The organism is Dyadobacter chenwenxiniae, from assembly GCF_022869785.1.
GTDB classification, from domain to species: Bacteria; Bacteroidota; Bacteroidia; order Cytophagales; family Spirosomataceae; genus Dyadobacter; species Dyadobacter chenwenxiniae.
Genome location: NZ_CP094997.1, coordinates 3657014 through 3669635, shown reverse-complemented (window position 1 = coordinate 3669635; position 12622 = coordinate 3657014). Strand labels below are relative to the sequence as shown.

Sequence of the window (12622 nt, the reverse complement as noted above, 5' to 3'; positions counted from 1 at the left end):
AATGGATATTAAAGTTTTGAATTTTTTTGGACAAAAGCCGAGAAGCATATCTCGAAGTGACGTGATGGTCATTAATATTGAAAAAATATCTTTTGTATAAGCCCGGGTGGCGACTTTACAAGCTGAAAAACTTTATTGGATTTACTCTGAAAGTTAGCAATTAAATAAAGGAAGTAAAGACAGTAAATCTGCAAGATTTTTAAAACCTCGACAACGTTGAGAGTTATCGCGAGATGGAATTTGGATTTAGAAGTCGATACTGGACTTATAGCGACGAAGGTAAAGAAAATCTTTTCAATCTCAAAATAAAAATTTGATAAAGATTTAAAAATGATAAATATATGGCCTATACACTCGAATGCAAATCTTTAAGGCCTGATAATGAATGTACAAAACACAGACGGGTCTTTTAAAAGCGTTAGTTTTTGTGCCTCAAATGTAGGACTTTTGCAAAATTATGAACATTGTCATTGACTCAGGGAACACCTATTCGAAAGTTGGGTGGTTTCAGGAAGAGAAACTCTTACGATATACGACGCGGCTTACTTTCAGCGAATTGATAGAAGCGGTGCGCTCCGAAATCCCTGAGTACATTTTATTCTCATCCGTGAGTTACACCGCAGCTGATTTTGAGAATGCGCTGGGTAAGTCTTTGAAAACATTCGAGCTGACGCCGGAAACGCCTTTACCGATCACAAAGAACTACGATACACCTCAAACTTTGGGCGCAGACAGGATTGCAGCATCGGCAGGCGCTAATTTTCTGTATCCCGGTGAAGATTTGGTTGTGATTGATATGGGGACATGCATTACATATGACCTGATAGATAAAAATGCGGTGTTTCAGGGCGGATTGATTTCCCCGGGTGTGAAGATGCGATTTAATGCCATGCATTCGTTCACTAAGCGGCTTCCACTGGTAGAGCCCGAGCCTGGCCCTCCATTAATAGGGAAAAGCACGCGTAGCGCTATGCAGAGCGGTGTTATGAACGGGGTTTTGGCAGAAATACAAGGAATTATTGAGCAGTATCGTCACAATTCACCGGATTTGCGCGTACTATTATGTGGAGGAGATGCCGCTTTTTTTGAAAGTAGCCTGAAACCACCCATCTTTGCGGTGCCGGAATTGGTTTTAATAGGATTGAACAGAATTTTAACATATAATGTCTCGTTACAGTAGATTCAGAATACTCACTTTTGCAATTGCACTCATTTGGAATTGTACATACCTAAATACGGCGCTGAAAGCACAAGGCCTGGGCAATTCTCCATACTCTTCACTGGGGATGGGTGAGTTTTACGGAGATGCTTATTCTGACAATACAGGGATGGGGCAATCGGGTGTTAGTACCAGCAGCGGATTTCAGATCAATAACCTCAATCCTGCGCTTTGGGTCCGTAATCGGTTCACCACGCTTGATATCGGTCTGGTGGGACAATATAAGGATGTTGTTTCCGGTTCAAAAAAGCAAACCAATGCGGGTGGAAACCTGGCTTATGTTTCGCTTGCGTTCCCGATCAGCCCGCGCTGGGTCATGGGTGTGAGCCTTAAACCATACACATTTGTTGATTACAGTAACGCATCTGTTCGCGAAGTGCAGGGAACGCAATTTGTTGGAATATATAACACAACCGGCAAAGGTGGCATCAACAAAGCCTCATTAACAACGTCTTATCAGGTTACAAAATACCTGAGCCTTGGACTTGAAAGCTCTTACTTCTTCGGCAATGTACGTAAAGCCACAGAGGTTTCCCTAGTTGATAGAGTTGTTCTCGAAAGCGGCGCAGACTTTTCAGATGAGGCTGTTGTGAGCTTAAATGACAGAACAACCTATAATGACATTGCTTTTCGCGCTGGTGCGGCATTAAGAATCCCCATCAAAAAAGAAAACAAGCTGAACCTGAACCTGGGTGCATCTTACAGCTTCGGAACGACCATTAATGCAGACCGGACGACCACTTTCGAAGTGACGTCCAATGCGTTCAACATCATTGACCCCGACACGCTGGATAATGCGGTTGGCGGAGGTCTTAAAACGCCTAACCAGCTCCAAGTAGGAGGAAGCTTGGAATGGCCGTTTAAACTGATCCTTTCTGCCGATTTCAGTTACCAGCAATGGTCAAAATACAGAAGCTTTGCAAAGTCCAACGATGGTCTGAATGATGTAGGACGCATCAATGTGGGTGCTGAATACCTTCCCAGATTTACATCGCTTAATTATTTCGACCTTGTGAGATACCGCGTTGGTTTCAGTTATGGCAAAACGCCTTATACAATTGGAAACAGAGATGTGAACGATGCAAGCGTGAGCTTGGGCTTCACATTTCCAATGGGTCGCGGTTACCAGAACTTTCTATCCGTTGCGCTCGTCGGTGGTCAGAGGGGTTACACAGGCGGCGGGATGATCCGCGAACGTTACGGACGCATTGTGCTGGGTGTTACACTGTTGGAAAGGTGGTTTGTTAAACAAAAAATTGATTAAAAAGCTGATATGCGTATTGCATTGATCTTCAAGTATATAATTAAAGGAGATAAATTTTTATCTCCTTTTTATGTTATTGTGCTGGCCACCTGGCTGTTGGCGGCTTGCGAGGGCAAACAAAACAAGGTGGGGGCATTATACACCGGCCCACTCGAAGTCGTGAATGATGTTGAGGTAAAATACAGCGAGCAGGGTAAGCTGAAAGTCGTGATGAAAACGCCAAGGAGGCTTGCTTATCAAAATGAAGCACAAGTTTTTCCGGACACAATTAACATTAATTTTTACGATACAACAGGCACTATTGTAACACGGCTGCGTTCTGATTCAGGACATTATGACAAAGCTGCGGATGTTTATATTGTGAAAGGCAATGTGCGGGTCGTGAAGTCGGAAACAGAGGAGTTACTTAAAACAACGGAGTTGAATTGGAGCCCCAGAACGCGTAAAGTTTTTACTGAAAAACCGCTTTCAGTTATCAATAAAAGGACTTCCGAAGTAACAAATGCCATTGGAATGGACGCCGAGCAGGATTTTACGAGGATCAAATTCCGGAAGGCGACCGGCATCTACAAGTTTAGCGGCGCGCCTTAATATGCTTTGCAATTTTTTAATGCAGTTTGAACAGCTTCAATAGGCGTATATAAGCTGTCTTTTCCCCATTTCATACGCACAAACGTCACCAGCTCAGCAATCTCAATTTCGGTCAGCTTCGGATTTGCCGGCATAGGGCGGTTAAATTCCTTTCCGTTCACGAGAATGGTGCCTTTCATCCCATTTCTGATAATGCAGGCAACGGCGGACTTGTCATTAAGTATAGAGGAATTGGCTAATGGTGGATACAGATTAGACATCCCTTTCCCATCGGCCTGATGGCAGTTGGCGCAATAGGTCGTGTAAAGTTGATATCCTACTACAAAATACTGCTCGCTCTTTAACTCCGATGCGCTTTTGCAAGCAAACATTGTAGTGACAAACAAAAGAAAAATTGCTGATTTGGTCATTAAATTGAGAGATAGGTTACTGCTTATATTCTTCAAGCAGTGTTTTAATGTCAGCTATTAATTTCTGAGTTCCTTCTTCAGTGGTGCCGTCATACATACCCCTGATGTGCTTTTCCTTATCAACAAGAATGAATGCACCGCTGTGAATGTAGCCACCGTCAGCCGTCTTGTCTTCCTTTGCCGTGGACAAGTATTTCTTCTGGCCGATTTCGTAAATTTTCTCTTTTTCTCCTGTCAAAAACTGCCACTGATCGCCGCTGATGCCCAGATCCGTCGCAAATTTCTTTAAAACCTGAGGCGTATCGTGATCAGGATCGATAGAGTGGGAGAGGATCATTACATCCGGATTGCCTTTGTATTGGTTATAAACCTTCACCATTTGACGCTTCATAACCGGGCAAATGGTAGGACAGGTTGTGAAGAAAAAATCAGCTACATAAATTTTACCTTCTACAATTTTTTCAGAAACCGTGTCGCCTTCCTGGTTTACAAAAGTGAAAGCAGGAATGGCATTGAAGACCGTATCAACGACCTCTTTGCCGTCCACCGTTTTCTTCACCACGTCCCGTTCGCCTAATATGGGCAGCCTCCGATCTTCCTTACAACTGATCACACTGGAAACCAGTATAGTAAGAACGAATGTGTATATATGACCGGCGTTTTTTATTAGTTTCATAATCTTACTCCAAAAATGTTTGCGCTTCCTGAATAGACTTTAAAGTTGTTTGCTTTACTTCCAGGATTTTTTCCTTTTCCTTTTCAAAATATGCCACAGCTCCTTCCGGCGCTAATTTCTTCGCAGAGTCGCCGCGGTATGCGTGCATCCAGCTCATCATCAGCTTATCCGACTCATTGAGTTTTTGATTGAGATCAACGGCTTTAATTCGCTCTTCGGCAATGGTGTTACTGCTTATCCCCTCATTTTGCAAGCTGTCCATATGCTGTATTTTCTTGGATAGCTGTGATTTCAATGTCATAATCTGATCCATTTGCGGCATTACTTCGTCGTGAATGGTCATTACTTCGGCTTCCAGCTCAGAAACTTTGTCTTTTTTTGCTTCGTTGCCACAGCCGGCCAAAAAAACCAGGGTTAATAGAGGGAGTATTAAACATTTCATATCATGAAGAGGTTAGGTGTTAATTATAAAAATGCTTTGTTATGTTTGTTCTTTCAGGATCATTTCGCGCGCATTCACCAGCACTGTTTCCGATGGATTATGCCCACCTATCATTTGCGCGATTTCCTGAACCCGCTCGTCTACGGTCAGTTTTTTAATCTTACTTACAGTCTTGTCCGACGAATGGTCTTTGTAAACGAAATAATGCGCATTGCCGCTGCTGGCGATCTGATGTAAATGGGTGATGGCGATGATCTGATGGTTATGAGCCATATTCAGCATCATTTTGCCCATTTTCCTGGCAATTTCACCTGAAACTCCCGTATCAATCTCGTCAAAGATAATGGTGGGAAGTTTTCTCTTGTCAGCCAAAATGTATTTGATAACCATCATTAATCGCGAAAATTCACCACCGGAAGCTACTTGCTTCAATTCCTGCGGAACAATTCCTTTGTTTCCGCTGAACAGGAATGCAACCGAATCCAGACCATTCGCGGTCGGCAATGTCTCGGTGATCTGTATAGATAAACTGGCGTTTGGTATTCCCAGTTCCGAAAGCCTTTCTAAAATCAGCTTTTCTATTGCCTTGGTCACTTTGCGGCGTTTTTCGGAGAGAACATTTGCACTTTTAAGCATTTTCTCTTTGGCCTGAATTGCCGTCTTTTCTGCTCTTGCCAAGTCTTCGTCCAAATTCAAAACAATGCTCAGCTTATGCTGCAAATCAGCTTCTATTGCGAGCAGCTGATCAACATTGGTTGCCTGGTGTTTTTTGAGCAAAGTGTAAATCAGATCCAGGCGCTCCTGAACCAGCTCAGCCCGGCCCTGATCAATGTCCACCGAGCTGTTTGCCTGGTCGATCTCGTCCGCAACATCGCGCAATTCGATCAATGTGCTTTGGACGCGCTCGCGTATCGCGTCGTAAACGGGAACGAGGCGCGCTGCCTGGCCTAACGCATTCGCAGCATTTTTAAGTAATTCAAGAATAGAGTTATCGGGGCTATCGAGCAGCGTGTGGGCCAGTTGCAGCTTTTCCCTGATCTCGACTGCATTTTCGAGGATGTTCAGTTCCGCCTCCAGCTTTTCCTGTTCATCACTCGCGAGCTTCGCATTTTCCAGCTCCTGAAAAAGAAACTGATCATAATCAAACTCTTTCCTTAACTTGACTGCTTCTTGTTGAAGATTTTCAAATGCTCTTGCTGCTTCTTTGTAAGCTGAGAAATCGCGTTGATAAGATTTAAGTAATTGTGAATTATCTGCAAATGAGTCCACAACCTGCAACTGGAACTCATTATTGCCGAGCATGACAGAGTCGTGCTGCGAGTGAATATCGAGTAACTGACTTCCTATGCGCTTCAATGCATCCAGATTAACCGGCGTGTCATTGATAAATGCGCGCGATTTGCCTGCCACAGAAATCTCGCGCCGAATAATGCAGTCATCGGAATAATCGAGGTTTTCGTCTTCAAAGTTGGGTGCGAGATCATATCCTGAAAGGCTGAAACTGCCTTCAATGACGCACTTTTCACTGGAATCATACAAGGATTTTACGTCGGCCCGATTGCCCAGAAGCAATCCGATAGCGCCCAGCATAATAGACTTTCCTGCGCCCGTTTCACCTGTAATGATGTTCAGCCCGGGATCGGGGGACATCTCCAGCTGCTTTATCAGCGCGTAATTCTTTATAAGTAAATTTGAAAGCATCTCTATACGAATATAGTTATCATATCAACAAATAGGAAATATAACCATCCGCTGCCCATTTTGGCTTGCTTACTTTGAACTTGCGTCATAAACAATTTCGTAAAGCGACAGCAATGGAATATGGTGCGCATGATTTCGCGTATCCCGGATCAGCAGGTTCTCTTTGGTGAACGATTCCAGTTTGCCAAAGTGCGTATTGCCGTTGTCCGTGATCGCGTTAATCTCTGTTTTGAGCAGCCTTTCGAGTGAAGAATAAATGTCTTTGGCAGAAATACGAACTAATCTTTTACTCATAATCGGGAGCTTCGAATGGAGGTGCTGATGGAGAGAATGCAGATGTTATAAGGAAAGACGTTGATATAATTGCGTTTTTCCAGGATCCAACCCCACCAATAAGGTGTAAGCTTTGGCCCGCTCCTCGGGTTGGGCTTCGATCAGGATCCTATAAAGTTCGTCAGATTTGGAATCAAAAAATGAGTTGATCACCACGCTGGCGGGACGAAGCTGATTTACTTCTTTGGCCGTATTCAGGACTTCCAAAACCTTGGCGCGTGTTTCAGCAGGATTTTGAGTTGCTACGTCCAGTCCAAGCCGGTAATATTTATACATACCCTCGCGGAAAGGCGTAAACTGCTGGCTCATGAGGTTTTCAACCAGCCAATAACGATTGCGGGAATCGCCATTGGAATCCCAGCCCCGCTTGTTAGGCGACGAGTTACGCGCTTGGTTTACAAGATTAAATGCTTTCTGAACATAAGGCGAACCGCCTAACTTGCTAAAAGAATCATAATCGAAAATCAACGCGATGTTGGCATAAAAAGCCAGAATATAGGGAAGCTCTTCGGTGTAATTGTTTTCGTTGAAGTAAAGCGGTGTGTTGGGCAAATAGGTGAAAGTGAAATTTTTATCGACGTAAGTAAATAGGACCGTCTCGTAATTGGAGTTGTAGACCGGTCTTGAAACAATCAGTTGTGCATTTCCCTCATAGTTTCCCTGATTCAGCGAGCGGGTCAGATTGACATTCAATTTACATCTGATTTTCTCTTCCTTTCCAAATTCATCATTTGTCCAGCGGGTGTTGTTCAGAAAGTCACTCATATAAGTTTGAAGCTGGGCCATGGACTGCGGGTCAGTCTTTTGCTGTGCAACGAGCTGTTCATAATTGAGATTGACCGAGAACTGGAATTCCTGGGCAAAGGACTGCCCGGAAATGGTGCAGGCAACCAGTAAAATCAACCAAACCCCTATTTTTTTCATGCTTCACTCCATTTATTTAGGACAATGTTCAGGATGTCCTGTGCCACTTCTTCTTTATGTTTCAGATCGAAATGTTTCACATTTTTCCTTTTGTCAATAACGGTTATTTTGTTCGTATCGTGTGCAAAACCTGCGCCCGGATCATTCAATGAATTCAGAATGATGTAGTCGAAGTTTTTGCGCAGTAATTTGTCCATGGCATACTCCATTTCATTTTCCGTTTCCAGCGCAAAACCAATCAGCAGCTGGTTTTCCGTTTTCGATTTGCCTAATGTTCCCGCAATGTCCCGGGTCTTAACCAAATCGAGCGCCATTTCTTCGCCTTGCTTCTTGATCTTATTCGCTGCAACAAATTTTGAAGTATAATCTGCAACGGCCGCCGCAAATATCACCACGTCGCTCTCCGCAAAATGTTCATGGGTTGCTGTAAACATTTCATCGGCACTTTGCACATTGATGCGTTGTATAGTCGGTTCAGGAATCGGCAGGCTCGTGGGGCCGCTGACAAGCGTAACCATCGCGCCCGATGCGGCGAACGCTTCTGCGATTGCGTAACCCATTTTGCCGGAAGAGCGGTTGCTAATGTAACGAACCGGATCAAGCGCTTCAACGGTCGGACCTGCTGTAATAAGCACTCGTTTCCCGGAAGCGACAGCCTTTTTAGCAAAAAAGACTGACAATGTCCGGACGATCGTCTCTGGCTCGGCGAGACGTCCATCACCGATCAGCCCGCTGGCCAGTTCACCGTGTTCCGCCTCGATAAAATGATTTCCAAAGCGAATTAATGCTTCAATATTTTGCCTGGTAGAAGGATGCTGATACATATCCACGTCCATTGCCGGCGCGAAAAAAACCGGGCATCGTGCTGATAAGTAGACAGCTGTGAGCAAGTCATCACAGTTTCCCGTTGCGCATTTGGAAAGCGTGCGTGCTGTTGCAGGAGCCACAATGATGGCATCCGCCCAAAGCCCCAGCTCCACGTGATTATTCCAGGTTCCTTCTTCCCCGTCTGTGAATGTGCTTAATACAGGCTTTTTGGATAACACAGACAACGTCAGCGGTGTAATAAATTCCTTAGCAGACTTTGTCATAACCACTTGGACCTCAGCGGCAGCCTTAACCAGGAGTCGGACAAGAAGCGCGGATTTATATGCAGCAATGCTGCCGGAAACGGCAACGAGTATCTTTTTACCTTTGAGATTCAATCTTCAATCGCTTTGGGTGGTCAATTCGGATGAATTCCTATCAGGCATAAAGTTACAGAGATAAGTGTAACAATTTAAAATCTTTGGGGCCTATAAATGAAAAGCCAGCCGCAAAAGAACTTTGGCGGCTGGCTTTTTGTAAATCAAATTTTATTCTTCTGTCGTATCGCGGTAAGCGTGATATGTTTTTCCTTCGATAAACTCATCGATTGAAATGCTTCCGGCTTTTGGCATGCGCTCGTAAAACTTAGAAATTTCAATCTGCTCTCTGTTTTCAAACACCTCTTCCAGGTTATCTACGCCAGAAGCAAATTCAGCCAGCTTGTTGTTAAGCTCTTCCTTCATTTTGCTCGAAATCTGACGGGCTCTTTTAGAAATCACTGATACTGACTCGTACAAGTTACCAGTTACGTCTGCGATCTTGTCCGTATCCCGGGTAATGATTGATGGATTGGTTGCCATGCTTATGGATATTAGTTGAAATTTTGATTAATAAAAAGAACTACTGTCCTTTTGGTTCCGAAATGGCCGGCGTTGTTACTTTCGTCGGCTTATTAGCTGGATCCGGCTGTGTTTCAAGTAGTTTTTGCCGCTCCACTTCTGCTTTTGCAATGACTTCAATTTGCTTCTGACTTTCGTCAAACATCTTTTCCGCGTCCCTGTTAAACTTGCCGGTCGGATATTTGTCGATCAGTTCCTGGTAGAACTTCAAAACGTCCTGATATCTTTCTTTTTGCTTGATGCTGTAACTGTTCGCTGCAAGATTGTATTGTGATTCCACTTTCAGGAATGCAAGCTCCTCGTTGTATTTTGAATCCGGGAAATCTTTACGAAAGTTCTCAATCGAAATTACAGCTGATTTCAAAGACATTGCATTGAAGTCACTGATCTTGTGGTATAAGCGTGCTCTCTCGTAAGCTTTCTTTTCCAGTTTCGAGCGTAGTTCTAATATATACCGCGTACATTCTTCCCTGAACGGACTTTCAGGATATGTGTTGATAAAATCCTGCATCGCGGAAACGGCCGTGAAAGTGCTGGTCTGATCTAAATTGAACGGCGACGAGTCCTTATACAGGGAAAAAGCATGCATGTATAGTGCTTCCTGTGCGTAATCGCTGCGTGCGTATGTATCAAAGAACTTTTTAAATAAAAACTGGCTGGTATTATACTGCCCTTGCTGATATTGGGTGTAAGCATAATAAAACTGCGCTAACTCAGATTCCGTACTTCCTTTCAATAACGGAATGAGTTCTTCGAAGAGTAAACCGGAACGGTAAAAGTCCCCCTTTTTGTAATAGGACATCGCGGCATCATATTTTTCCTGATCCGTACCAGTCTTTTGTAACTTCGAGAACTTACTACAAGAAGTAATTACAAGGATCGCAATAAAAAGCAAGAAATAGCTTGCTGGACTGTTTTTTCGCATATTAGGTGCAAAGGTAATAAAAAAAGCTACACCATTCATAACGAATGCGTAGCTGATATAGTGTTAAAAATTAGCCTATTGCTGATGACGTACAAGCATTTTTTTGGTGGCTACTTTCTGACCGTCCAGTGACAATTGATAGAAATAAAGCCCTGTTGGCATATCCTTCGTATTCACACGCAGCTTTCTGTCATTTCTGTTTAGGGGCAGCTCAGCCATTTGCGAACCGAGCACATTGTATATAATCACTTTTGCGTCACGAATGCTTGCTGTAATGTTATAATCAAGATCCGCATATTCGCTGGCAGGATTGGGATAGATATTTGAAACCGAAATTTTGTCATTTACATACAACTGCTCTTCCGCTTTCATCTGCGCTTCCATCGCTGGCTGTCTTCTGTCCGTTGTCTTTTCCACAATCTCAGTTGCTGCTACACCCGTGCTTTCAGAAGCATTTGGAGAGGAGAAAAGGAAAGAACGGTAAAAACTATTCAGTGCTTTTGGATTTTGCAAAGACAACAATTTATAGCTTGAACCCGTTGCCAGGCCTGAAAATTTGATGTTTTCCCCGGAGGCCGGTTTCTTTTTGCTGACCATGTTCAAACGACTGCCGTTCGAGACGGATTGTGCGTTTAAACCCTGTAAGGCCAACGTTAGTGAGATTAGTAAGTAAAGTATATTTCTTTTCATAGCGTCTTATTGTGATACTTTTGACTAATAATTTTTGACTATTTTAGCAAAAAAGTACATTACAAAAATATAGAGAAATAATTGTATCTTCAAAATATATTGTGTGAATGGACATCTTTATTTTTTAAAATAAAAAACCATGCCGGTCTGCCGATTTTTAAGCTTGCCCTGATATATTTTTCACAACTCTCTCCAAATTGTCTTATTCTTAGTTGGTTTTTCTGTAATTCTCCAGTTAAACCCTTCCAATTGTCTCTCCGGGGCCTTGATTTTCGAAGGCGGAATCAGCTTGCCGTCTGGTTTCCCCACAAATGAGATTTTTTGTACCCGATTGTCGGTAAACAGCAGATTCATCCTTCCACACTCTACGCGGTTCAGCCCAATGTTTTTCTGGTTATCATCCACCGCATAATAAGCACTTTCGCCGTTTCCGTCCACGAGAACCTGTTTTAACTTGTTACCCGTTTCGAAGTATGCATTGATCGTGCGGCCTTTTACCTGGTTAAACTGTTTTACCAATGTGTCCTCCGTAATCACGAAAGATTTTCCTTTCAGCAACATCCGGTTAATCTCGTTATTAACCAGAAACGCGGTGATTGAGTCGGCCTCCATCTGATAATGCTGATCGCTCCAGAGGATCGGCTTGCGGAAAAAACGGATGATCGAATCAGCAGTATTATACGTGATCGAATCGCATTTGCCCTGGAAATCGGATTTGTATATAAATACATTCTTGTTCCCAACCAATTTTCTGGTACTATCGCGCTGATTTTCATAAGAATATAATGTGTCGGCGCGAATATAAAGCGTGTCATCGGAAACCACATTTCTGACATAAGCGTGACCGAAGATTTTGGAATAACCTTCCTTTTTCCAATAATAACCTTCGTCACCATTCAGAACCGTCTTGTCCTTTTTTGCAACAATAACTACGTTCCCTTTTCCTCTACCATTGTTACTTTTTCCGTCCACTTCCAGCGAGTCAGCGGTGAGTGTATACGTTTCATTATCAACCGTAGTCCGCTTCTGAAATGCCGACGCTGCTGACTCTGTATTATAGCGACCTTTTGTTCCGTTTACTGTGCCGTCTTTATTGGTGATTTTCGTCACACCATTAAAGTCCGACCATTTCGTAATCGAGTTATAAAGCAATGTGTCGGTAGTCAGCACATATTTTTTGTTAACCAGTTTTACATTTCGATAATATGTAAACTCCTTGGTCCGTGTGTTATAAAAGCCCTCTTTGCTCGTCAGCACATTCTCCTCATCGACGGTCCGGCCCGGCGTTTTGTAATTGGCAATGCCGTTGGCCATGTCGTACTCAATCTTCCGGGTTGTCAGGGTGCGCTTACTATCTTTCAGGACCGTCTTTTTACCGCTAACAATCGCCAGACGCGTATTGCCGTAGTAATAAAGCGTGTCGCCGGTAACCGTAACCGTATCACCCTGAACGATTTTTACATTTCCAAAGGCCTCAATCACGTTCGTATTAATATTCTGAATGGCCAGTTTACTGTATAAAAGTGCTCCTTTGTGCTTAAATACGCCATTTGTGACACGTCTGGAATCAACGCCATTTTCATTCACAATTTCCAGCTCGTCGGACTTTATAATTTCAACAAGATCCTCACTCTGAACGGGCTTAGATTGCGATAATGCTTTCTGTGCCAGCAGATAAGGTGAAAAAAACATCAAGACAAAGAACGTCAATCGGAATATGTTACTTTTGATATTGATGACG

The 12622-nt window shown here is 43.3% G+C and carries 14 protein-coding genes; 3 read left to right on the top strand and 11 right to left on the bottom strand.

The window, feature by feature from the left end; translation table 11 throughout:
• Positions 1-457 precede the first annotated feature (457 nt).
• From MUK70_RS15665 to lptC, 3 genes are read left to right on the top strand one after another with little or no spacing between them, the layout of a single operon-like run.
• Positions 458-1180: a type III pantothenate kinase gene (locus tag MUK70_RS15665; RefSeq protein WP_234653599.1), complete on the top strand. Its 723-nt coding sequence runs from the start codon at positions 458-460 to the stop codon at positions 1178-1180.
• Positions 1164-2483: a BamG family beta-barrel-assembly machinery protein gene (bamG, locus tag MUK70_RS15660; RefSeq protein WP_234653596.1), complete on the top strand. Its 1320-nt coding sequence runs from the start codon at positions 1164-1166 to the stop codon at positions 2481-2483. Before MUK70_RS15665 ends, bamG begins: the two co-directional genes overlap by 17 nt.
• 9 nt (positions 2484-2492) lie before the next feature.
• Entirely contained in the window at positions 2493-3074 is a 582-nt protein-coding gene (lptC, locus tag MUK70_RS15655) for an LPS export ABC transporter periplasmic protein LptC (protein WP_234606298.1), read from the top strand.
• On the opposite strand, the gene MUK70_RS15650 is transcribed toward lptC, so the two are convergent.
• The 11 genes from MUK70_RS15650 to MUK70_RS15600 all read right to left on the bottom strand — a co-directional run bounded on the left by MUK70_RS15650 (position 3071) and on the right by MUK70_RS15600 (position 12591).
• On the bottom strand, positions 3071-3484 hold the full coding sequence (locus MUK70_RS15650; protein ID WP_234653594.1) for a c-type cytochrome: 414 nt from the start codon (positions 3482-3484) through the stop codon (positions 3071-3073). The two genes, lptC and MUK70_RS15650, sit on opposite strands and share 4 nt — an antisense overlap.
• A gap of 16 nt (positions 3485-3500) precedes the next feature.
• Positions 3501-4160, bottom strand: coding sequence for an SCO family protein (locus MUK70_RS15645; protein ID WP_234653591.1), 660 nt, complete (start codon positions 4158-4160; stop codon positions 3501-3503).
• A gap of 4 nt (positions 4161-4164) precedes the next feature.
• Positions 4165-4602 carry a viral A-type inclusion protein gene (locus MUK70_RS15640; protein WP_234606302.1) on the bottom strand — a complete coding sequence of 146 codons (438 nt, stop codon included), beginning with the start codon at positions 4600-4602 and terminating at the stop codon, positions 4165-4167.
• A gap of 39 nt (positions 4603-4641) precedes the next feature.
• Positions 4642-6303: a DNA repair protein RecN gene (gene recN / locus MUK70_RS15635; RefSeq protein WP_234653590.1), complete on the bottom strand. Its 1662-nt coding sequence runs from the start codon at positions 6301-6303 to the stop codon at positions 4642-4644.
• 69 nt (positions 6304-6372) lie between these two features.
• Complete coding sequence (locus MUK70_RS15630) at positions 6373-6597, bottom strand: hypothetical protein (protein ID WP_234653588.1); 225 nt, start codon at positions 6595-6597, stop codon at positions 6373-6375.
• A gap of 45 nt (positions 6598-6642) precedes the next feature.
• On the bottom strand, positions 6643-7560 hold the full coding sequence (porD, locus tag MUK70_RS15625; protein ID WP_234606308.1) for a type IX secretion system protein PorD: 918 nt from the start codon (positions 7558-7560) through the stop codon (positions 6643-6645).
• Positions 7557-8765, bottom strand: a complete 1209-nt coding sequence (coaBC, locus tag MUK70_RS15620) for a bifunctional phosphopantothenoylcysteine decarboxylase/phosphopantothenate--cysteine ligase CoaBC (RefSeq protein ID WP_234653586.1) — start codon at positions 8763-8765, stop codon at positions 7557-7559. Before coaBC ends, porD begins: the two co-directional genes overlap by 4 nt.
• Positions 8766-8915: 150 nt before the next feature.
• Positions 8916-9227 carry a DNA-directed RNA polymerase subunit omega gene (locus MUK70_RS15615; RefSeq protein ID WP_026632203.1) on the bottom strand — a complete coding sequence of 104 codons (312 nt, stop codon included), beginning with the start codon at positions 9225-9227 and terminating at the stop codon, positions 8916-8918.
• Positions 9228-9267: 40 nt separating this feature from the next.
• Positions 9268-10191, bottom strand: a complete 924-nt coding sequence (locus tag MUK70_RS15610) for an outer membrane protein assembly factor BamD (protein WP_234606312.1) — start codon at positions 10189-10191, stop codon at positions 9268-9270.
• 75 nt (positions 10192-10266) lie between these two features.
• Entirely contained in the window at positions 10267-10881 is a 615-nt protein-coding gene (locus tag MUK70_RS15605; RefSeq protein WP_234653584.1) for a T9SS type A sorting domain-containing protein, read from the bottom strand.
• 180 nt (positions 10882-11061) lie between these two features.
• Positions 11062-12591 carry an OstA-like protein gene (locus MUK70_RS15600; RefSeq protein ID WP_234653582.1) on the bottom strand — a complete coding sequence of 510 codons (1530 nt, stop codon included), beginning with the start codon at positions 12589-12591 and terminating at the stop codon, positions 11062-11064.
• Positions 12592-12622: the final 31 nt, after the last annotated feature.